Origin of the sequence: Enterobacter chuandaensis (genome assembly GCF_003594915.1) — a bacterium.
GTDB classification, from domain to species: Bacteria; Pseudomonadota; Gammaproteobacteria; order Enterobacterales; family Enterobacteriaceae; genus Enterobacter; species Enterobacter chuandaensis.
Map to the genome: position 1 here is coordinate 1 of NZ_QZCS01000022.1, position 20,899 is coordinate 20,899.

Here is a 20,899-nt window from a genome sequence, read left to right on the forward strand (position 1 = left end):
CTCAGGGCAACAAGTCTTTTTATAGCTCATTGCCACACAACAGAGCGATTTTTGAACAATGGCAAACGCTGGCAAACAGATGCAAATCAATGCATTACATTGCAGTAATTTTAAGTACTTTCACTTATATATTTCCTCATAATTAATCGGAAAAAAGACTAAATCCGGCAACCTAGGTAAAAAGCAAAAGGTGAACAGTAGTGAACAGTCGGTGAACAGTTATACCCTCAACTGTTCACCCTTTATCTTTCTGTATTACTTATCTTTTTCTTTTCAGTGAACAGTAGTGAATAGTTATAAGTAAAAAAACAAACGGTGAGTAAGGTTTTCCTGAGACCTTTCTCTGGCCAGCCGGGTTTTAAGGTCTGTTTGTGCCATTTTTGCCACAACGGCAATGAATCGTGTTGTTGTGTCCGGCGCGGCAGAATCTCCTCAGATTGAAACGAAGAGGAGACCCGACATGACTCAGACCGCTGTTATTCCCGACTACCTTAAACCCGCAATAGAAAGTCTTGAGACGGCCAGAGAAGCGCATCTCACCAGTGCCCGACGCATGGATGAAACCACGGCGGCCATCAGCCAGGTGAAAGCACAAAAAAAGGAACTGGAGCAGGAAAATGACAATGATTGCGGTGCATGGCGCACCGCCTTTCGTGCCGGTGGTGCTGTCATTACTGACGAGCTGAAACAACGCCATCTGGCACGCGTGGCACGGCGGGAACTGGCGCAGGAATGTGACAATATGGCTGAGGTTCTGTCTTTTGAACTGGACAGCCTTAAAGGAGTGTGTGGCCGGACGGCCAGAGCGTATCGTCAGGCACATCACAGCGTCCTCAGCCAGTACGCAGAGCATGAGCTAAATGCTGCCCTGCGTGATACCTGTAGCGCGCTGGTCAGGGCAATGAAACTTAACATACTGGTTCTGAATAACCCGCTTGCCAATACCACCGGGCATCAGGGATATATCCAGCCAGAGCAGGCCGTTATGCAGCAGGTGAAAGCGTGGCTTGAACAAGCCGTGAAAGGCTGCAATATCCGTCTGTCCGATGAACCGGTGCTGTTTAAAACAGGGCTCTCATCCTCCACGCTGCCACATATGGAGCATGATGTTGCGGTCACGCCCGGCCAGCGTCAGGTATGGTTTGAGAAAATGAAAAAACGTGAGTCTGACCTTAAGGCTCGGGGGTTACTGTCATGATGCGCTGCCCTTTCTGCCGCACAGCGGCACACGTTCGCACCAGCCGCTATATGTCTGAAAGCGTCAAAGAGAGTTACCTGCAGTGCCAGAATGTACACTGCTCGGCGACATTTAAAACGCATGAGTCGATTTTTGAAGTGATACGCTCGCCGGTCGTCGATGAGAAACCCGCGCCGGTGCCGACAGCCCCCGTGGCACCCCGTCGGGTAAAAGGCTGCTACAGCTCGCCGTTCCGCCATTAATCAGGAGAGACAACCCGTGACCACTCTGACATTACAGCAGGCTTTTGAAGCCTGCCAGACGAACAAAACCGCGTGGCTGAACCGTAAAACCGAACTGGCCGCCGCAGAGCAGGAATATCAGGAATTATTGCTGGGTGACAATGCATCAGGTTCCCGCAGATTACAGTCGCTGCGTGACCTGATTGACGTAAAAAAATGGGAGGTTAATCAGGCTGCCAGTCGCTACATCTTCTCGCATGAGGAAGTGCAGCGCATCAGCATCCGTAACCGGCTGCATGATTTTATGCAGCAGAACGGCGCAGAGCTGACCGCCGCACTGGCACCGGAGCTAATGGGGATTAAAAACCAGCCCGCGATGATAAAAAATCGCGCGATTGACCGTTCAGTCTCTTACCTGAGAGAAGCTCTTTCCGTCTGGCTGACCGCTGGAAATGACATTAATTATTCTGCACAGGACAGCGATATTTTAACAGCTATCGGATACAGGCCTGACGCACCTTCGCGGGATGATAATCGTGAAAAATTCACCCCTGCACAGAACATGATTTACGCCCGTCGACGCGCCGGACTGGCCGCGCAGTAGTCTGTCAAAAAATCCCTGTAAATCCCGTCATTTTTCCCGAATTTAGCCATGCATCCCTAAGGTGCATGGTTTTGCATGCGTTTTCCCGACCCGGCACTCCCTGCCAGCGCCAGTTGCGGCGCGGCCTGAGGCCACCTTTGCACCTGCATTAAAAGCGGTCCCTTAAGCGGGCAGGCGTGGCGGGGAGAGCATTGCGCGCTTGCTGTTGGTGATTTATTTTATATCTTTGATGGCGCAACAGCAGTGATGGCACCTCAAGCGTTGAGGTGTGAAATTATAATGATATTGATTTTTAATTGAGCTGATATAAATAATACTATTAAAGGGATTAACGAAATATGAAAAACATTAAATATTATAGAGAGAGTGTTGATGAACACCGTAAGGGGGTAATAAGAGTTGATGGAGAAGATTATCCAGCGGACTTGAAAATAACGCAATCAAATATAGAAATACGTTTTTTCGATTTTAGTCACAAAATTAATCGTGATTTTTCTGGGATTCTTTCTCTCAAAACTGCAGTTTTCAATGGAGGAGGGGACTTTTTTCGTCTTTTTGGTATGGAATTAAATGAAAGCTCTTTTCGGTTTATAGATCCATCTAGTAGCTTTAACGATTATACCTATTCAGTAAGTGGTTTTTTATATTCGAGGGCGGACTTAAATGATATTGATATGTATCAAGGTTTGAGTTTTTATTCAAATGGAATTAATAATTGGTTTGGGAATACTGAGAAATTAAATAAAATAATAAACCAAGCTCTTGTGAATAAAATGCCTGAGCAGGAAGATTTGGTTGAATTTGAGAGAAGCATTAAAGATGTCGGTAGAGTAGGTGGATATTATGGGTATAGATATGGTGGTTTAGATGGTTTGCATACTGTAGGTATGTCAGTTACTCCACACATATCATTGCATCTTGAAAATAAAGTGGACTTAAACGGATTGCTTGAGAGATATACTGATCTCTATATGCTAATGAGGTTTATAATTGGGCGACAACTCGATTTTACGGATGTAAAGGTACGTACGAGTGAAAACATCAGGCACAGAGATATTAGCCTTTACTTTCCAGAAAGAAACAGTAACAGCAGTGAATTGCATAACTCGATGTCTCTTGTCTACTCTTCACTGTATAATGATGGTTCTGAAAAAAAATTCCCACTTCAAATATTTGATAACTATTTTTGTGGCAAAGAAAATGAAATCAATTTGTTGCTTAAGAAGTTTATTAATTATTCTCTTATAGATAGTGATGAAGAGAAGTTTTTAGGTTTTTATCGAATAATTGAAAGAGCTACATTTAAACAGTCTTATTATGTTGATAAAGATAAGTTGTCGGTATTGCTTGACCGTTCGAGAAGTATACTCCAAAGATCATTTCCCGGCTCATCAATTAGTAAGTTCAAAAGAGCAGTAATAAGAGCAAATGGTAGCAAGGAAAGTACTGAGACTTGTATTCGGCATTATATAAAAGAACTGCCTGAAGAGTTTGTGATTGCTTTGGGTCTGGATGAAATAAAGGTAGATGATTTGTGTAGAATTAGAAATAATATAATTCATCAGCCATTTTTTTCTGTGTCTGTTTCTAAACTGCATGACTGTATGGTTATATCAAAAATATTATCGCTTGTTATACTTATGGAAAGGTTAGGTATACCGTATAGTTTGATTGAAGAAGTGGCTAACTTGAATGGCTGGAAAGAAGGTATATCATACTCAATCTGAGGGATATCTTGGATATTGTATGTTTCTTCAAAATTAAAAAACAGCAGATTTATTAATCTGCTGTTTTTAGTTCATTGTTTTATTGCTATTTGCCCCCACCAAGCCATGAGTTCTTTGCGTTGAGCTAAATAGTCTGAACGGTTATATGCGCGTCTAACTTCATTTTTATCAGAATGGGCTAAAGCAGCCTCAATTACATCAGGGTTGAAACCATTTTCATTCATGGCAGTACTAGCTATAGCTCTAAGACCATGCGCAACAAGCTTGCCACTATAACCAATTCGCTTCAATGCTGCATTTGCCGTCTGGCTATTCATCGGTTGTTTTGGGTCATTCCGACTAGGAAAAACATGTTCACGATGAGCACTGATTGGCTTCATCACTTCCAGAATATCTAACGCCTGAGGAGATAGTGGGACTATGTGCTCACGCTTGGCCTTCATCCTTTCTGCTGGAATAGTCCAGAGCTTTTTATCGAGATCGATCTCTGCCCATCGTGCGCCTGAAGCCTCTGAAGGGCGAACGAGCGTCAGGAGTTGCCACTCAATAAGACAGCGAGTCGGAACAGATAGATTTGACATGACTAGCGAACGCATCAGCTTAGGCAATTCTTCTGGTCGTAACGTCGGCATGTTTTGCTTTTTGGGTTTCTCAAAAGCCATACCAATACCTGACGCGGGGTTGGCATCAATCAAGCCAGTGTTAACCGCATAAATCATTATTTCGTTGATACGCTGTACCAGTCTACGAACTGTCTCCAGCGCCCCACGAGCTTTGATCGGTTCAAGGGCTTCAACCAGTGTTCGGGCTTTGATTTGCTGGACAGGGGTCTCCCCGATAGCTGGAAATACGTCTTTTTCCAGTGAACGCCATATATCTTTAGCGTAATCAGGGGTAACGCTTTTGCTTTTGAGCTGGAACCAGTTAGCGGCGACCGTCGAAAAAATACTGTCCAGAGCGATTTGCTGCTGTTCCTCTGCAACTTCAGCTTGAATTTGCGGGTCGATTCCGTTGGCTAATAGGGTAAGGTAATCTGCTCTTAACCCTCGGGCATCAGCAAGAGAAAGGGCAGGAAAAGCACCAAGTCCCATCATAGTCCGCTGTTTTGTTGCTGGGCGTTGATAGCGAAAGCGCCAGAGTTTCTTGCCGCTAGTTTTCACTATCAGGAAAAGCCCGTCACCATCATGCAGCGTTAGATCCTTCTCTACCGCTTTCGCGCGCAGAACTTCGGTGTTGGTTAGGGGGCGAGTTGTCCGTGCCACTGTGGCCGCTCCTTCATGAATTGGTATACGCTTTTAGGTATACATCCTACCGTATACCTAAACGTATACCAATAATCACCGGATTTAGCCGGATGTTCTCGGACAACGACAGACACAAAAAAGCCCGCAGGGCTTGTGCCATGCGGGCTTTCAGGATTTCCCCGGACGTATCCGGAAGAGCAAGTGGTGGAGCTGGCGGGAGTTGAACCCGCGTCCGAAATTTCTACATCCTCGGTACTACATGCTTAGTTTGTCTTTACATTCGCACGCCAGCTGCGGACAGACACGCCACTAACGAACTAGCCTGATTAGTTTTAACGCTTCAACCCCAGGCAGGGCTTCCACGCGATCTCTTTTGGGTTTGACCTCTCTTTGATCCCCGTCTTAAGAGCGGAAGCTAGGGAGAGAGGGCTCAGAGCAGGTTATTAAGCTGCTAAAGCGTAGTTTTCGTCGTTTGCGACTATTTTTTTGCGGCTTTTAACGAGGCAAACCGCCCCTCGGCATGCACCTTGGGTTTCGCAAATCCCGTCGAATCCAGAATCAGCCCCAATAGTGTTGAACTAAGTATACCAGATTTCACTTCGTGGATACCAGCCCGGAACGCTAACTTATTGAATAGTACAATAAGTGCGCAGAATCAACGTCCTGCGTTTTTCATAATGCGCGCTTTGTCGAGTTGCCACTCGCGCTCTTTCAGATTAGTACGCTTGTCGTGCTGTTTTTTACCCTTCGCGACGCCAACTTTCACTTTGCACCAGGCATTTTTCCAGTACAGCGACAGGGCGACCACAGTGAAACCTTCACGGTTAATGCGTCCGTAGAGGGATTCAAGCTCGCGCTTGTTCAGCAGTAGTTTGCGTGTACGCGTTGGGTCACAGACGTAGTGCGACGAGGCGACGGTCAGCGGCGTAAAGTTCGCGCCGAACAAGAAGGCTTCGCCGTCTTTCAGGATCACGTAGCTGTCGCCGATGTTGGCTTTCCCGGCGCGCAGCGATTTTACTTCCCAGCCCTGCAGCGCAAGGCCAGCTTCGAATTCTTCTTCAATAAAATACTCGTGGCGAGCACGCTTGTTGAGCGCAATGGTCGCCGAGCCTGGTTTATGTGCTTTTTTCTTCGTCATAAGTGTCGTAAAGCCGTCGGTAATCTGATTTCAAAAAGTCACCTCATTGCGTCCTGTGAGGTCTAACGCGCTATCTTAGCACGAGATGAGGCTTAGCGTTTTTTTAACAGGTGATAAATGTTATTATTTGCTCGTTGTGTGACCATGGAAAATGCTATGCCTCAGATTAGCCGTACTGCGCTTGTTCCCTACAGCGCGGAACAAATGTATCAGTTAGTGAACGACGTTCAGTCTTATCCAGAGTTTATTCCGGGATGCACCGGGAGCCGCGTTCTGGAGTCTGGCCCGACGCAGATGACCGCGGCGGTGGATGTCTCCAAAGCGGGGATCAGCAAGACGTTCACCACCCGCAATACGCTGACTAACAATCAGAGTATTTTGATGCATCTGGTGGATGGTCCTTTTAAGTCACTGATGGGGGGCTGGAAATTTACACCCCTGAGTGCAGACGCCTGCCGCATCGAGTTCCATCTGGACTTTGAATTTACCAATAAGCTGATTGAGCTGGCGTTTGGCCGCATCTTTAAAGAGCTGGCGTCGAATATGGTTCAGGCGTTCACGGCTCGCGCCAAAGAGGTTTACAGTGTCGCATAAGATCGCTGTGGAAGTGGTATACGCGTTGCCGGAGAAACAGTATCTGCAGCGCGTGACGCTGGAAGAGGGAGCGACCGTAGAAGCGGCTATCCGCGCGTCCGGCATCCTTGAGCTTCGCAGCGATATCGACCTGGCAAAAAATAAGGTCGGGATTTACAGCCGTCCGGTGAAGCTGGGCGACGTGCTGAAAGAGGGCGACCGGGTGGAGATTTATCGTCCGCTGATTGCTGATCCGAAAGAGCTGCGTCGTCAACGTGCGGAGAAATCGGCTAAGTAGCGCTTTCTTCCCCTTGTCCTGACCCTCTCCCCAAAGGGGCGAGGGGGAACAACACAAAACAAAAAAGGTACTCAATGAGCACCTTTTTGCATTTCTTACGCCTGATTATTTTGTCAGGGCTGGTTTGTTGTCGATGTTGGTCAACACACCGGCGCTGCTGAAGGTCAGAGTCAGGGTCTGCTGGGTCACGTCTTCGTGGCCTGGCTGCTGACGGAATACATAGAACCAGGTGTTAGTGCCGAACGGATCGGACATCATCGGGGTTCCCAGTGCATAAGCGACCTGCTGTTGTGTCATCCCCACGCGGATTTTGGACACATCGTTAGGGGTAAGGTAGTTCCCCTGGTTGATGTCAGGACGGTAAACCACTTTCTCCAGAGTGGAACAGCCTGCGGTCAACATCAGAAGAACCGCTGCAGCAGCGGTCAGCATTTTACAACGCATAGTGATTTGATTCCTTTTCGGGCCCGAGCAGAACGCGGCTCATATGTAATATGCCGATGATAATAGACCTTGCCCCACTTTGAAACCGGTCTGGAGGCGTTTTTGTTGTTCTGTATGACCCTGAGATCCCCAAAAAGTTTATGCCGCCAGCAGTTCTTTCGCGTTCGCGAGCGTATTACGCGTGACTTCACTGCCGCCGAGCAGGCGTGCCAGCTCCTGCAGACGCGCGCGTTTATCCAGCGGCCTCATGTGCGTTTCGGTCATTTCGCCATCGGTTTCTTTGCTAACGATAAAGTGATGATGTCCACAGCCCGCGACCTGAGGCAGGTGGGTCACGCACATAACCTGCGTGGATTCGCCTAACTGACGCAGCAGTTTGCCGACAACCGCCGCCGTTGGGCCGCTGATCCCGACATCCACTTCATCGAATATCAGCGCCGGAGTTTCCATTTTACGCGCGGTGATCACCTGAATCGCCAACGCAATACGCGACAGTTCACCGCCGGAGGCCACTTTTGAAATCGCCTGCAGCGGCTGCCCCGGGTTGGTGGTGACGCGGAACTCGATGCGATCCGCCCCTTCTGCTGTCAGGTGGTTCTCTTCAAAGCGAACATCAATGGTGAACACACCGTGCGGCATCGCCAGCGTATGCATGCTGTCGGTGATGTGCTGGCTGAGTTCCTGAGCGTAATGCTGACGGATCTCATGCAGTTTCTTCGCAGTGGCCAGCGCCTGCTGATGATGCAGATTCACCGCCAGAGAGAGGGTCTCCTGCGAGTCAGCCTGATCGTCGAGCTGCTGCTGCTCGTCCAGCAGAGACTGATAGTAGCCCGGCAGCTCTTCCGGCGTAACGTGGTGCTTGCGCGCCAGCGAGATCTGGCGGGAAATGCGCTGTTCCAGCTCAAACAGACGGTTCGGGTCGAGATCCAGCCGCTCACAGTAGTGGCGCAACTCGTCGCCTGCTTCCGAAATCTGAATGGCGGCATCTTCCAGCATGTCCAGCACGCCAGAGAGTTTGCTGTCGATGCCGGACAGTTCGGTGACCAGTTGACGGACATTGTACAGCTGGCTCTGCAGGTTAACGTCTTCGCCATCTGCCAGCATGTTGAGGGCATTCTGGCTGGTTGAGAGCAGGTGACCGCTGTTGGCGAGGCGCTTGTACTCTTCGTCAATTTGTTCAAACTCACCCGCCTGTGGGTTGAATTCGTTCAGCTCTTTAAGCTGGTACGCCAGTAGCTCTGCACGCGCGGCGCGCTCCTGACTTTGCTGCTGATGCTGGGCGAGCTCGCGGCAGCTCTGATGCCACTGGCGATAGTGCTCTGCCATAAGCTGAGTAAGCGCGTACTCACCCGCATAGCCATCAAGCAGCGCTTTCTGCTGTTCTGGTTTGACGAGTTGCTGATGCGCGTGCTGACCGTGAATTTGGATAAGCAGCTGGCCGAGTTCGCGGAGTTGGGAGAGCGGGACCGCCGTGCCGTTGATAAACCCACGCGAGCGTCCGTCGCTGCTGATCACGCGGCGAAGTAAACACTCACGTCCATCTTCGAGCTGATTCTGTTCCAGCCAGCGCTGGGCCGCAGGGGTGTCTTTCAGGGAGAAACGCGCGCACAGGTCAGCACGGTTTGCGCCCATGCGCACCATGTCTCCTTCTGCACGGCCGCCAAGGCACAAGCCGAGGGCATCAATGGCAATGGATTTACCCGCACCGGTTTCCCCGGTGATCGCCGTCATGCCGCTGTGGAAATCGATCTCAAGCTCACGAACAATGGCAAAGTTGCTGATGGTCAGTTGTGCCAGCATAATTGTTTTCCTGTATGAAAAACCATAACTGTGTTTTCATACAGTATAAACTGGTTTTTTATACAGTAAAGTACTGGATGCAAAATCAGAACAATTTTTTTGACCAGCCAAGCTTCGAGCTTAATGTGTTGAAATAGCTGTAATCTTTTGGATGTATCAAATTCAGGTGGTAATCACACCGACGAATGAGGACATCTTCACCTTCCTGGATAGGCAGCGCTATCTGGCTGTCGCAGCTGATTTCCAGGTCGTTACGGCGGTGCGAGAAGCGCAGACGGATCGTGCTGTCGCCGTTGATCACCAGTGGGCGGGCGGAGAGCGTGTGCGGGAACATCGGCACCAGGGTAATGGCATCCAGTGATGGCGTCAGAATCGGGCCGCCGGCAGAAAGCGAGTAGGCGGTTGAGCCGGTGGGAGTAGAGATAATCAGCCCGTCGGAACGCTGAGAGAAGGCAAAGATTTCGTCGATATAAACTTCGAACTCAATCATGTGCGCCACTTTTCCGGGGTGCAGCACCACCTCGTTAATCGCGGTGCTGATGCGCTTCTGACAGTCTTGCTGGCACACCTGCGCTTCCAGTAAAAAGCGTTTTTCGCTGATATAGTGGCCTTCAAGTACGTCGGCCAGCTGTTGCTGTGCGTTGTCCGGGTCGAGGTCGGTTAAAAAGCCGAGATTGCCACGGTTGATGCCGATGACCTTAATGTCATAACGCGCCAGCGTGCGCGCCGCGCCGAGCATGTTGCCGTCGCCGCCCACCACCACGGCGAGATCGGCCTGCTGGCCAATTTCCGCCAGCGTGCCGGTTTTGACGCTCTTCAGCTGTAGCTCCTGCGCAATCTGCTGCTCGACCATCACTTCATAGCCTTTGCTACACAACCAGCGATACAACATTTCATGTGTCGTCAATGCGGTAGGGTGACGCGGATGCCCGACGATCCCAATACACCTGAAATGATTATTCATTTTCTGGAGGTCCTTGTGCCTGATGAATGATGACAATCTCTCTTGTTCCCTTGAATCCAGGAAACTGATCCCCATAATAAGCGAAGTTAGCGAGATGAATGCAGAAAAACGCGGAGAAATTCATGAGTAGTAAAGAACAGAAAACGCCTGAGGGGCAAGCCCCTGAAGAAATTATCACGGAACAGCACGATGAAGTTGAGGCTGTAGAGCCAGACGCATCTGCTGAGCAGGTGGACCCGCGCGATGAAAAAATTGCGAATCTGGAAGCCCAACTGGTAGAAGCACAGAATCGCGAACGCGACAGTGTTCTGCGCATCAAGGCGGAAATGGAAAACCTGCGTCGTCGTACCGAGCAGGACGTTGAGAAGGCGCATAAGTTTGCGCTGGAGAAATTCGTCAACGAACTGCTGCCGGTCATCGATAGCCTTGATCGCGCGCTGGAAGTCGCTGACAAAGCGAATCCGGACAACGCGGCGATGATCGAAGGTATTGAACTGACGCTGAAATCCATGCTCGACGTGGTGCGTAAGTTTGGCGTGGAAGTGATTGCTGATACCGACGTCCCGCTGGATCCAAACGTTCACCAGGCCATTGCGATGGTGGAATCTGAAGAGATTGAAGCCGGTAAAGTGCTGGGCGTGATGCAGAAAGGTTACACCCTGAACGGCCGTACCATTCGCGCTGCAATGGTGACCGTGGCGAAAGCGAAAGCGTAATTTGCCGTCCCGTAGTGCCGGGCGGCGGCTTCGCCTTGCCCGGCCTACAACTTTATTCCGCGATACTTTCGCGCAGTGGTTTCACGGGCAGGACTTTAACCTGCTTAATCATATTGTCCTGCACGTCCAGGATATCTATATCGTACTGTTCAATGCGCACCCGCGTGCCTGCCGCCGGGATCTCTTCCAGCGCTTCCAGAATCATCCCGTTCATGGTACGAGCTTCATCTTCCGGCAAATGCCAGTTAAAGGCTTTGTTGAGTTCACGGATGTTCGCGCTACCGTCAATCAGCACCGAGCCGTCGTTTTGCGGAGTCACCTCTTCCGCAAGGGATGGGGACATTGACGTAGTAAAGTCCCCGACAATCTCTTCCAGAATATCTTCGACCGTCACCAGTCCCTGAATATCGCCGTACTCGTTGACCACCAGGCCGACCTTCTTCTTGTTGCGCTGGAATTTTACCAGCTGGGTGCTGAGTGGGGTTCCTTCCGGCACATAGTAAATCTCGTCGGCGGCGCGCAGCATCACCTCTTTAGTGAACTCTTTTTTCTCTGTCATCAGGCGGTAGGCTTCGCGCACGCGCAGCATGCTGATGGCGTCATCCAGCGAGTCGCGGTACAGCACGATGCGCCCGTGCGGAGAGTGCGTCAGCTGGCGGACGATGGCTTTCCAGTCGTCGTTGATGTCGATACCGACGATTTCATTGCGCGGCACCATGATGTCGTTCACGCTCACCTTTTCCAGATCCAGCACCGACAGGAGCATGTCCTGATTGCGCCGGGAGATCTGCGAGCGGGATTCGTTCACGATGGTGCGCAGCTCTTCTTTGCTGAGCGCGCTGCTGATGGTGACGTCGGCTTTGATTCCCACCATCCGCATTAAAACGCGCGTCACCATGTTCAGCAGCCAGACCAGCGGCATCATCAGGATCTGCAGGGGGGCCAGCAGGAAGCTGCTCGGATAGGCCACCTTCTCAGGGTAAAGCGCGGCGATGGTTTTCGGCAGCACTTCGGCAAACACCAGCACCACAAACGTCAGCACGCCGGTGGCAATTGCGACCCCGGCGTTGCCGTACAGGCGCATCCCGACGATGGTGCCGAGGGCAGAGGCCAGAATGTTGACAAGGTTGTTACCAATAAGTACCAGACTTATCAGCCGATCCGGCTTGCGGAGCAGCTTTTCAACGCGACGGGCGGCACGGTTACCCTGTTTAGCACGATGACGTAACCGGTAGCGGTTTAAGGTCATCATGCCGGTTTCCGAGCCGGAGAAATAGGCGGAGATGACCACCATGACGATCAGGATAACGATCAGCGTGGTGGTAGAGATGTGTTCCAGGGGGAACTCCTTTTATGACTTAGCCAGCAAATTGCTGTATGAAGCGGCTGCCAAAATAGGCAAGGGTGAGAATGCCCGCACCCGCGACGTTGAACCAGACCACGCGGCGACCGCGCCAGCCTTCATGATAATGGCCCCATAACAGGACAATATAGACAAACCACGCGATGATGGAGAGCACGGCTTTATCGATATTCTCCACGCTGAACAGGTTCTTCATGTAAAACAGGCCCGTGCAGAGCGTGAGCGTCAGCAGTACCACGCCCACCTGAGTGATGTGGAACATCTTACGCTCAATGACCATCAGCGGCGGCATTTCATGGTTAAACGCCAGTTTTTTATTCTTCAGCTGGTAATCAATCCAGGCGAGCTGCATGGCGTAAAGCGCGGCGATGATCAGCGTCGCGTAGGCAAACAGCGACAGGCCGATATGCACCAGCATCCCCGGGGTAGCCTCCAGATGCGTAATGAATTCATTAGGCATAAAGGTAGCGAGAGCCAGATTGATCAGCGCGAAGGTATAGACAATCGGCAGCAGCAGCCAGCCGCGATTTTTAGACGCGACGATGGTCATCACCGTACAGATCATCAGGCTGACCAGTGAGCCAACGTTGAGTACGCTCAGATTCTGCACGCTGCCGTCGCCGGGGATGATGCGTGATTCCAGCGCAAACGCGTGGCTTATCAGTGCGATAACCGCCGAAAGAATAGCCATGCGTCGCCAGCCGCTGTTTTTTTGCAGCAGTCCAGGAACGATCAGCGCAAGGCTGACAGAGTAGGCAACAAGGGCGATCAGTGCGAAAACAGGCATATAGGCATCGACAGTTGTCTTAATAAGAAAGAGAAGCAGTATAACGTTACGTGACGCCTGCTCCAACCGTTGCATAACAACAAAGGCACCTTCATGTTATACTCCGGCAAAATTCTGTGTATGTGTCGCTCGATGCGACCCAACGTTTCTACTCAGGCGAGAGACAATGTTTGATAATTTAACCGATCGTTTGTCGCGCACGCTGCGCAACATCAGCGGCCGCGGACGCCTTACTGAAGAGAACATCAAGGAAACGCTGCGCGAAGTGCGCATGGCGCTGCTGGAAGCAGACGTGGCGTTGCCGGTTGTTCGTGATTTTATCAACCGCGTTAAAGAGAAGGCGGTTGGTCATGAAGTTAACAAGAGCCTGACGCCGGGTCAGGAGTTCGTCAAAATCGTTCGTAACGAACTGGTTTCGGCGATGGGCGAAGAGAACCAGGTGCTTAACCTGGCAGCTCAGCCACCGGCCGTGGTGCTGATGGCGGGTCTGCAGGGTGCGGGTAAAACCACCAGCGTTGGTAAGCTGGGTAAATTCCTGCGTGAAAAGCACAAGAAAAAAGTGCTGGTGGTTTCTGCTGACGTCTATCGCCCGGCGGCAATCAAACAGCTGGAAACGCTGGCCGAGCAGGTCGGCGTGGATTTCTTCCCGTCCGACGTGGCGCAGAAGCCTGTCGACATCGTTAATGCGGCGCTGAAAGAGGCGAAGCTGAAATTCTACGACGTGCTGCTGGTGGATACCGCCGGTCGTCTGCACGTTGACGAAGCGATGATGGACGAGATCAAGCAGGTGCATGCCTCTATCAACCCGGTAGAGACCCTGTTTGTTGTTGACGCCATGACCGGTCAGGATGCGGCGAATACCGCAAAAGCGTTTAACGAAGCGCTGCCGTTAACCGGCGTGGTGCTGACCAAAGTGGACGGCGACGCCCGCGGCGGTGCGGCGCTCTCCATTCGTCACATCACCGGTAAGCCGATTAAATTCCTCGGCGTGGGCGAGAAAACCGAAGCGCTGGAGCCGTTCCACCCGGATCGTATTGCCTCCCGTATCCTCGGCATGGGCGACGTGCTGTCGCTGATCGAAGAGATCGAGAGCAAGGTTGACCGCGCGCAGGCCGAGAAGCTGGCCAGCAAGCTGAAAAAAGGTGACGGTTTCGATCTCACCGACTTCCTTGAGCAGCTGCGTCAGATGAAAAACATGGGCGGCATGGCCAGCCTGATGGGCAAACTGCCGGGCATGGGCCAGATCCCTGACAACGTGAAAGCGCAGATGGATGACAAGGTGCTGGTGCGTATGGAGGCGATCATCAACTCGATGACGCTGAAAGAGCGCGCTAACCCGGACATCATCAAAGGTTCCCGTAAACGCCGTATCGCAGCCGGTTGCGGTATGCAGGTGCAGGACGTTAACCGCCTTCTGAAACAGTTCGACGACATGCAGCGCATGATGAAGAAAATGAAGAAAGGCGGTATGGCGAAGATGATGCGCGGCATGAAAGGCATGATGCCCCCAGGTTTTCCAGGACGTTAATCGCTTTTGAGATTGCTTTTTGCCCGAAAATGAGTAAAATTTTCGGGCTTTTAATATGACACCCGGGCTCCGTTCCTCGATGGGGCCCGGTTGTTTTATTCACACAAGAGGATGTTATGGTAACTATTCGTTTAGCACGTCACGGCGCTAAAAAGCGTCCGTTCTACCAGGTTGTTGTGACTGACAGCCGTAATGCACGCAACGGTCGCTTCATCGAGCGCGTTGGTTTCTTCAACCCACTGGCCTCTGGCGCAGAAGAAGAAACTCGTCTGGATCTGGATCGTATCGCTCACTGGGTTGGCCAGGGCGCTACTGTTTCCGATCGCGTTGCTACGCTGATCAAAGCAGCAAACAAAGCAGCTTAATCTGTCACGGTGGTCATGATGAGCAATAAAGCACCTGTTGAACCGATCGTATTGGGAAAAATGGGTTCTTGCTACGGTATCCGTGGTTGGCTCAGAGTGTTTTCCTCCACTGAAGACGCTGATAGCATTTTTGATTACCAGCCCTGGTTTATCCAGAAAGCCGGTAAGTGGGAAGAGGTCGAGCTGGAAAGCTGGCGTCACCACAATCAGGACATCATCATCAAGCTGAAAGGCGTTGACGATCGTGATGCCGCGAATGCGCTGACTAATTGTGAAATTGTCGTGGATTCGTCGCAGTTGCCGCAGCTGGAAGAGGGCGACTACTACTGGAAAGACCTTATGGGTTGCCAGGTGGTCACCACTGAAGGCTACAGCCTGGGGAAAGTCATCGATATGATGGAAACCGGGTCAAATGACGTTCTCGTCATTAAGGCAAACCTGAAAGATGCATTTGGCATCAAGGAGCGGTTGGTTCCGTTCCTCGATGGACAGGTTATCAAGAAAGTCGATCTCACTACTCAAACGATTGAAGTAGATTGGGATCCTGGTTTTTAAATTCTCCGGATAAACGGTAAAAGACGGCGCTATGTGGATTGGCATAATTAGCCTGTTTCCTGAAATGTTCCGCGCGATTACCGATTACGGGGTAACTGGCCGGGCAGTAAAGAATGGCCTGCTGAGCATCCAGAGCTGGAGTCCTCGTGACTTCACTCATGACCGGCACCGTACCGTGGACGATCGTCCTTACGGCGGCGGACCGGGGATGTTAATGATGGTGCAACCCTTACGGGACGCCATTCACACAGCAAAAGCCGCGGCAGGTGAAGGCGCAAAGGTGATTTATCTGTCACCTCAGGGACGCAAGCTTGATCAAGCGGGCGTGAGCGAACTGGCGACGAATCAAAAGCTGATTCTGGTCTGTGGACGCTACGAAGGGATAGATGAGCGCGTAATCCAAACCGAGATTGACGAAGAATGGTCTATCGGCGATTACGTTCTCAGCGGTGGTGAGTTACCAGCGATGACGCTGATTGACTCCGTCGCCCGGTTCATTCCGGGTGTTCTGGGCCATGAAGCTTCGGCAACGGAAGATTCCTTTGCCGATGGATTGCTGGACTGTCCACACTATACTCGTCCTGAAGTGTTAGAAGGGATGGAAGTACCGGCAGTGTTACTGTCTGGAAACCATGCCGAGATACGTCGCTGGCGTTTGAAGCAGTCGCTGGGCCGAACCTGGCTTAGAAGACCTGAACTTCTGGAAAACCTGGCTCTGACTGAAGAGCAAGCAAAGTTGCTGGCCGAGTTCAAAACCGAACACGCGCAACAGCAGCATGAACATGATGGGAAGGCGTAATACGCTCCCGAATATCAGTTTACCCAGGATAAGAGATTAAATTATGAGCAACATTATTAAGCAACTTGAACAAGAGCAGATGAAGCAGGACGTACCTTCCTTCCGTCCAGGTGACACCGTGGAAGTGAAAGTATGGGTTGTTGAAGGTTCCAAAAAACGTCTGCAGGCATTCGAGGGCGTGGTTATCGCTATTCGTAACCGCGGTCTGCACTCTGCATTCACTGTTCGTAAAATTTCCAACGGCGAAGGCGTTGAGCGTGTCTTCCAGACTCACTCTCCGGTAGTTGACAGCATTGCTGTTAAACGTCGTGGTGCTGTACGTAAAGCTAAACTGTACTACCTGCGTGAGCGTACTGGTAAGTCTGCTCGTATTAAAGAGCGTCTGAACTAAGATTCGCTTAAGCGACATCCTGTTAGAAAGGGCTGGCCGAAAGGCTGGCCCTTTTTTTATCCCATCGCACCTCTCGCGTTAACCCTTTCGTCATAAATCATTTACAATGCTTGCCTCTTGAGTGGAGGGGAAGTGGATAACGTACTGCATCAGCCTAAACGGAAACGCGCAGCGGCATTGACCGCGCTGTTTGCGATCCTGCTGATCGTGGTGGCACCGCTTATCTCCGTCTCGCTGCAGAAAGACCCCATGAGCGCGATGCCGGGCATGCATCATGATATGAGCATGATGTCGATGGATGAGCATCACGGCGATATGTCGCACACGATGCCTGTGGACCATGCGGAAGCGTGCGGCTACTGCGTCCTGTTAGCGCATGTCCCTGGCGTGATGCTGGCGCTGATCGTTCTGCTCAGCGCGGTGCTGCAGAGGCTTCGCATTAAGCCGCCGCGCCAGGTGGTCAGCCACTGGCACTTTTTCCCCTGGCTTTACCCTGATACCCGCGCGCCGCCGCGGCAGTCTGCTTTTTCCCTTTAAAAACGAAATCGATAACTTTTTGCCTTAAAAAGGAAAAGTATGACTACCTGCACTCCGCGCGCGGCATGGGGAAACCTGCTGCGTCGCCTCCATTTCTACGTTGGGCTGTTTGTTGGCCCGTTTATCTTCTTTGCCGCGCTGACCGGTACGCTGTACGTGGCGACTCCACAGCTGGAGAATGCGCTCTACCGGCACGCGCTCCACACGGATTCCCTGGGTGAGCCGAAGCCGCTGGCAGAACAAATTGCCGTGGCAGAGAAAGCCGTTGGTTCAGATGTGCGCTTATACGCCGTTCGCCCGGGGCTGGCTGAAGGGGAAACCACCCGCGTGATGTTTGCTGACCCAACGCTGGGGCCATCGGAAAACCGGGCGATCTTTATTGATCCGGTGAATCTTTCGGTGCTGGGGGATATGACGGTATACGGCACCAGCGGGATTTTACCGCTGCGTCAGACCATTGATTACCTGCATACCTCTCTGATGCTGGGCGATATCGGGCGGCTCTATAGCGAACTGGCCGCTTCCTGGATGTGGGTTGCCGCGCTGGGAGGTATTGCCCTGTGGTTTTATACCCGACCCAAACGGCGGATCAACAATCGCTTCCAGAACCGTCGTCGGGTGCATGTGACGCTCGGCTGGATATTACTGGGAGGCATGCTGCTGTTTTCCGCAACTGGCCTGACCTGGTCTCAATGGGCTGGGGGGAACGTAGATAAGCTGCGCGCTGAGATGAACTGGCTCACCCCGCAGGTGAATACGACACTTTCCGGCGTGCCGGAGATCGTGGATGAGCACGCCGAACACCGAGGCCATCACGGCGGGATGGTGATGCCGGAAATGGCGATGGATCTGACGCAGTTTGATGGCGTGTTAAGCGCGGCGCGTCACGCGGGAATCAATGCCAACCGGCTGGAGATCCGCCCGGCGAAAACAATGGATCGCGCCTGGACAGTCACGGAAATCGATCGCCGCTGGCCGACTCAGGTGGATGCCGTTGCAGTTGATCCCGCTACGATGCAGGTGCTGGACAGCACCCGATTCGAGGATTTCCCGCTCATGGCAAAGCTGACCCGCTGGGGGGTGGATTTCCATATGGGGATCTTATTCGGGCTGGTGAATCAGCTGCTGCTCATTGCGTTCGGTCTTGCTCTGTGTGTGCTGATCATCTGGGGATACCGGATGTGGTGGATGCGTCGTCCGGCACAGTCGGCAATGAATCCGGTGCAGACGCTTTCTCAGAGCTGGCTGGCGCTGTCAGGGTGGGGAAGAGGAGTTACTGTGATCATCAGCTCGCTGCTGGGGCTGGCTTTGCCGGTGATGGGCGTGAGTCTGGCGCTGTTTGTCCTGATTGACTGGCTGCGCTGGCGAGCGGCAACAGGCGTGTCGCTCACCGAATCATCCGCTAAATAACCCTATGGCGTGCTGATAACCACTGCGACGCGGCGGTTTTCAGCGCGCCCTTGCGCAGTACTGTTGCTGGCAACCGGGTATTTTTGGCCTAATCCCCGTGTGGTGAGATTGCTGCGCGGGATATTCGCGCCTTTCGCCCAGGCGTCGGCCACGGCATTGGCGCGTTTTAACGACAGCGCTTCGTTGTAGCTTGCTTCACCGTAATTATCCGTGTGACCGTCCATTTGTGCGTGGTTCAGGCCGGTTTGTGCCAGGCGAGAAGCCATGGACTGGATCTGCTTTTCACTTTCCGGGCGCAGTCTGGCGTCATTCTTATCAAAGAGGATGGTGTCCGACATACCAAGCGACCAGTCGCCGTTCAGTTCGTTAAAACCGTATGACTTCATCGCCGCGATTTGCTCAGGAGTAAATTTGCCTTGAGGCGGCGACTGACAGCCTGCCAGAACCATTGAGGCCAGGACTAACGGCGCGAAGTATCGTTTCAACATAGAATTTCCTTTCTAACTTATTGTTTTCGTACGCTGGTTTTTGACCTGGTACATATTGCGGTCGGCTTTCTCCAGTAATGCTTCTACGGACGCATTTTCCCACGCCAGAGCAAAGCCAATGCTGAGTGACATCGATGCTTTTTGCCCGTTATGCAGATCAAACGGACGGATAAACTGCTGCGCTAACGCAGCACAAATGTGTTGAACCTCTGGTTCAGAATGCACGCCGTACAGCACCATGGCAAATTCATCACCGCCAAGACGGTAGGACTGATGGCGTTTATCGCCAAATTCCACCATCCTGCTGGCGACTTCAATCAGCACGCAGTCTCCTGCCGCATGTCCCCAGGTGTCGTTAATAAACTTGAAATTATCACCGTCGAGGAAAAGCAGGGCCGAGTTTGTTTTTGCCGAGGGGTCGTTCATTAACGCCGCAATGCTGTTACGAAACGCAGCGCGGTTAGCAAGACCGGTGAGCGGGTCGTGCATGGCGGTACGAAGCAGCTGAGCGTTTTTCGCCTGGAGCTTTAGCTGCCACTCCTCCATCTCGTCCAGCAGGCTGTTGAAGTCTTCCCCAAACTGATGGAATTCTTCAATGCGCCCATCTTTCACCCGACGGGAAAAATTGCGATTGGTACGGACGTCATGCACAACGTCGGTGATATTTTGCAGCGCCGTGACCATGCCGCGATGCAGAGACTGAGTAATGGTAAGCGCGACGACGGTAGCAAAAAGAATACAGCCGGTGAGGACGGCAAACGACATCCAGATGAAATGGCTGATAAGGCTGTCACGCGCGGTAAGACGAATTTCACCGATCTTTGCCCCGTTGTGCAGGATGGGCTGCGAAACAGGAACGGGGAAAAGCCAGCGGCTGACCAGCGCCCCCAGCGTGTCGTTATTATCCTTCGGGTTCCAGGACCAGTAAGCAAAACGCTTATTATGCACGTTGATGACTTCCGCCACGGCGAACTGTCCCTGCTTACCCAGGGCGGCGAGCGTTTCGTTGGCCGCCAGCGAGTCGTTGAAAACCAGCGAGGCTTCCAGGCTGTGGCTCATTGTAGCGCCGGTTAATTCAAGATTCTTTTGCGCATATTGTTTTAATGTTACGACGGAGGCAAAACAGAGCAGCAGCCATATTAACGTCATCGTGATGATGACGCTTATCATGTTGATTCGTCTGAGCGTTCTTTTAAACGTTGGACGCGGTGTCGTCGTGAAATCTTTATCCATGCTGCTTATTCCGTGCAAGCATTAATACATCCGGATTGACTCTTACGCCACTGCGCGTCAATGCATCCAGGTTAACGGAGAATCGTACCTGGCCGCGATCGATTATCAGGCAAAAGGCACTGCCAATAACACATTCCGGATTTTGCTCTGAGATTAATAGCAATGCTCTGCCCTGATATTGACTTATTAATTCAAGTTGTTTTGCCGGTGATTCAGACCCGAAATAAATCGCATCGCACGTTGCGGCCAGAGCTTCCCGATCGTTACGTACAATAACGGGCGTATAAGGTAACTCGTTTTGCCCATTCTTGCTGCTGAGTGCATGCGTATAATGAGAAGAGGCATAGATGCAGAGTTTAGGCTGCTGCCCGGAAAGTGACGGCCATCGCGTATAGCTCACAATGCCTGAGACAATCGAGCGTACCGATTTATCCGTTTCCGTAAGCGTGCCTGCCGCTGCAGGGCCCACCATAAGGAACAGCATTAGCACCAGAGTGAGTCGGAAAAAAGAGATCA

At 51.7% G+C, this 20,899-nt stretch carries 24 protein-coding genes and 1 other RNA gene; 14 read left to right on the plus strand and 11 right to left on the minus strand.

Features of this window, described 5'->3' with window-relative positions; translation table 11 throughout:
- Positions 1-460: 460 nt before the first annotated feature.
- The 4 genes from sid to D5066_RS22020 all read left to right on the plus strand — a co-directional run bounded on the left by sid (position 461) and on the right by D5066_RS22020 (position 3,750).
- On the plus strand, positions 461-1,198 hold the full coding sequence (gene sid, locus D5066_RS22005; protein ID WP_119917220.1) for a capsid size-determining scaffold Sid: 738 nt from the start codon (positions 461-463) through the stop codon (positions 1,196-1,198).
- Complete coding sequence (locus D5066_RS22010) at positions 1,195-1,440, plus strand: ogr/Delta-like zinc finger family protein (RefSeq protein WP_000984211.1); 246 nt, start codon at positions 1,195-1,197, stop codon at positions 1,438-1,440. Before sid ends, D5066_RS22010 begins: the two co-directional genes overlap by 4 nt.
- A 16-nt stretch (positions 1,441-1,456) precedes the next feature.
- Positions 1,457-2,023, plus strand: a complete 567-nt coding sequence (locus D5066_RS22015; RefSeq protein WP_119917221.1) for a phage polarity suppression protein — start codon at positions 1,457-1,459, stop codon at positions 2,021-2,023.
- A gap of 338 nt (positions 2,024-2,361) precedes the next feature.
- Positions 2,362-3,750 carry an ApeA N-terminal domain 1-containing protein gene (locus D5066_RS22020; protein ID WP_119917222.1) on the plus strand — a complete coding sequence of 463 codons (1,389 nt, stop codon included), beginning with the start codon at positions 2,362-2,364 and terminating at the stop codon, positions 3,748-3,750.
- A gap of 71 nt (positions 3,751-3,821) precedes the next feature.
- Here the strand turns inward: D5066_RS22020 and D5066_RS22025 are convergent, their stop codons facing one another.
- The 3 genes from D5066_RS22025 to smpB all read right to left on the minus strand — a co-directional run bounded on the left by D5066_RS22025 (position 3,822) and on the right by smpB (position 6,132).
- Positions 3,822-5,012 carry an integrase domain-containing protein gene (locus D5066_RS22025; RefSeq protein ID WP_119917223.1) on the minus strand — a complete coding sequence of 397 codons (1,191 nt, stop codon included), beginning with the start codon at positions 5,010-5,012 and terminating at the stop codon, positions 3,822-3,824.
- Between the two features lie 184 nt (positions 5,013-5,196).
- Positions 5,197-5,560, minus strand: a transfer-messenger RNA (tmRNA) gene (gene ssrA, locus D5066_RS22030).
- An 89-nt stretch (positions 5,561-5,649) separates the two neighbouring features.
- Complete coding sequence (gene smpB, locus D5066_RS22035; RefSeq protein ID WP_119917224.1) at positions 5,650-6,132, minus strand: SsrA-binding protein SmpB; 483 nt, start codon at positions 6,130-6,132, stop codon at positions 5,650-5,652.
- A gap of 156 nt (positions 6,133-6,288) precedes the next feature.
- On the opposite strand from smpB, the gene D5066_RS22040 reads away from it, so the two are divergent.
- On the plus strand, positions 6,289-6,726 hold the full coding sequence (locus tag D5066_RS22040; RefSeq protein ID WP_208861694.1) for a type II toxin-antitoxin system RatA family toxin: 438 nt from the start codon (positions 6,289-6,291) through the stop codon (positions 6,724-6,726).
- Positions 6,716-7,003 carry an RnfH family protein gene (locus D5066_RS22045; RefSeq protein WP_023333124.1) on the plus strand — a complete coding sequence of 96 codons (288 nt, stop codon included), beginning with the start codon at positions 6,716-6,718 and terminating at the stop codon, positions 7,001-7,003. Before D5066_RS22040 ends, D5066_RS22045 begins: the two co-directional genes overlap by 11 nt.
- A gap of 105 nt (positions 7,004-7,108) precedes the next feature.
- On the opposite strand, the gene bamE is transcribed toward D5066_RS22045, so the two are convergent.
- From bamE to nadK, 3 genes are all read right to left on the minus strand, one after another.
- Positions 7,109-7,447, minus strand: a complete 339-nt coding sequence (gene bamE, locus D5066_RS22050) for an outer membrane protein assembly factor BamE (RefSeq protein ID WP_014884883.1) — start codon at positions 7,445-7,447, stop codon at positions 7,109-7,111.
- Between the two features lie 138 nt (positions 7,448-7,585).
- On the minus strand, positions 7,586-9,247 hold the full coding sequence (recN, locus tag D5066_RS22060) for a DNA repair protein RecN (protein ID WP_119917227.1): 1,662 nt from the start codon (positions 9,245-9,247) through the stop codon (positions 7,586-7,588).
- 85 nt (positions 9,248-9,332) lie between these two features.
- A complete protein-coding gene (gene nadK, locus D5066_RS22065; RefSeq protein WP_008502500.1) occupies positions 9,333-10,211 on the minus strand; it encodes an NAD(+) kinase in 879 nt (292 codons plus the stop codon).
- A gap of 122 nt (positions 10,212-10,333) precedes the next feature.
- Here nadK and grpE point away from each other — a divergent pair, with 122 nt between their 5' ends.
- Positions 10,334-10,927: a nucleotide exchange factor GrpE gene (gene grpE, locus D5066_RS22070; protein WP_008502499.1), complete on the plus strand. Its 594-nt coding sequence runs from the start codon at positions 10,334-10,336 to the stop codon at positions 10,925-10,927.
- A gap of 52 nt (positions 10,928-10,979) precedes the next feature.
- On the opposite strand, the gene D5066_RS22075 is transcribed toward grpE, so the two are convergent.
- Both D5066_RS22075 and D5066_RS22080 read right to left on the minus strand, forming a co-directional pair.
- Positions 10,980-12,266 (minus strand): HlyC/CorC family transporter, encoded by a 1,287-nt coding sequence (locus tag D5066_RS22075; RefSeq protein WP_047650350.1) that lies wholly within the window; start codon positions 12,264-12,266, stop codon positions 10,980-10,982.
- Between the two features lie 19 nt (positions 12,267-12,285).
- The gene (locus tag D5066_RS22080) at positions 12,286-13,077 is read right to left on the minus strand and encodes a cytochrome C assembly family protein (protein WP_014884879.1); all 792 of its coding nucleotides are present in this window, start codon (positions 13,075-13,077) and stop codon (positions 12,286-12,288) included.
- A gap of 166 nt (positions 13,078-13,243) precedes the next feature.
- Between D5066_RS22080 and ffh the strand changes: the two genes are divergently transcribed.
- The 7 genes from ffh (at position 13,244) to D5066_RS22115 (ending at position 18,662) form a co-directional block, all read left to right on the plus strand.
- On the plus strand, positions 13,244-14,605 hold the full coding sequence (ffh, locus tag D5066_RS22085) for a signal recognition particle protein (RefSeq protein ID WP_119917228.1): 1,362 nt from the start codon (positions 13,244-13,246) through the stop codon (positions 14,603-14,605).
- A 116-nt stretch (positions 14,606-14,721) separates the two neighbouring features.
- Entirely contained in the window at positions 14,722-14,970 is a 249-nt protein-coding gene (gene rpsP, locus D5066_RS22090; RefSeq protein ID WP_022649067.1) for a 30S ribosomal protein S16, read from the plus strand.
- A gap of 15 nt (positions 14,971-14,985) precedes the next feature.
- A complete protein-coding gene (gene rimM / locus D5066_RS22095; protein WP_080330249.1) occupies positions 14,986-15,525 on the plus strand; it encodes a ribosome maturation factor RimM in 540 nt (179 codons plus the stop codon).
- Positions 15,526-15,556: 31 nt separating this feature from the next.
- Complete coding sequence (gene trmD / locus D5066_RS22100) at positions 15,557-16,324, plus strand: tRNA (guanosine(37)-N1)-methyltransferase TrmD (RefSeq protein ID WP_047366682.1); 768 nt, start codon at positions 15,557-15,559, stop codon at positions 16,322-16,324.
- A 43-nt stretch (positions 16,325-16,367) separates the two neighbouring features.
- Positions 16,368-16,715: a 50S ribosomal protein L19 gene (rplS, locus tag D5066_RS22105; RefSeq protein ID WP_002914145.1), complete on the plus strand. Its 348-nt coding sequence runs from the start codon at positions 16,368-16,370 to the stop codon at positions 16,713-16,715.
- A 132-nt stretch (positions 16,716-16,847) separates the two neighbouring features.
- Positions 16,848-17,252 (plus strand): DUF2946 domain-containing protein, encoded by a 405-nt coding sequence (locus tag D5066_RS22110; protein ID WP_119917229.1) that lies wholly within the window; start codon positions 16,848-16,850, stop codon positions 17,250-17,252.
- Positions 17,253-17,291: 39 nt separating this feature from the next.
- Positions 17,292-18,662, plus strand: coding sequence for a PepSY-associated TM helix domain-containing protein (locus D5066_RS22115; protein ID WP_119917230.1), 1,371 nt, complete (start codon positions 17,292-17,294; stop codon positions 18,660-18,662).
- Positions 18,663-18,664: 2 nt separating this feature from the next.
- Here the strand turns inward: D5066_RS22115 and D5066_RS22120 are convergent, their stop codons facing one another.
- The 3 genes from D5066_RS22120 to yfiR are packed head-to-tail and all read right to left on the minus strand — an operon-like array spanning position 18,665 to position 20,867.
- Positions 18,665-19,150, minus strand: coding sequence for an OmpA family protein (locus D5066_RS22120; protein WP_080330253.1), 486 nt, complete (start codon positions 19,148-19,150; stop codon positions 18,665-18,667).
- Positions 19,151-19,162: 12 nt separating this feature from the next.
- Positions 19,163-20,383 (minus strand): diguanylate cyclase DgcN/YfiN, encoded by a 1,221-nt coding sequence (dgcN, locus tag D5066_RS22125; RefSeq protein WP_080330254.1) that lies wholly within the window; start codon positions 20,381-20,383, stop codon positions 19,163-19,165.
- Positions 20,376-20,867 (minus strand): regulatory sequestration protein YfiR, encoded by a 492-nt coding sequence (yfiR, locus tag D5066_RS22130; RefSeq protein ID WP_176212976.1) that lies wholly within the window; start codon positions 20,865-20,867, stop codon positions 20,376-20,378. Before yfiR ends, dgcN begins: the two co-directional genes overlap by 8 nt.
- Positions 20,868-20,899 lie beyond the last annotated feature (32 nt).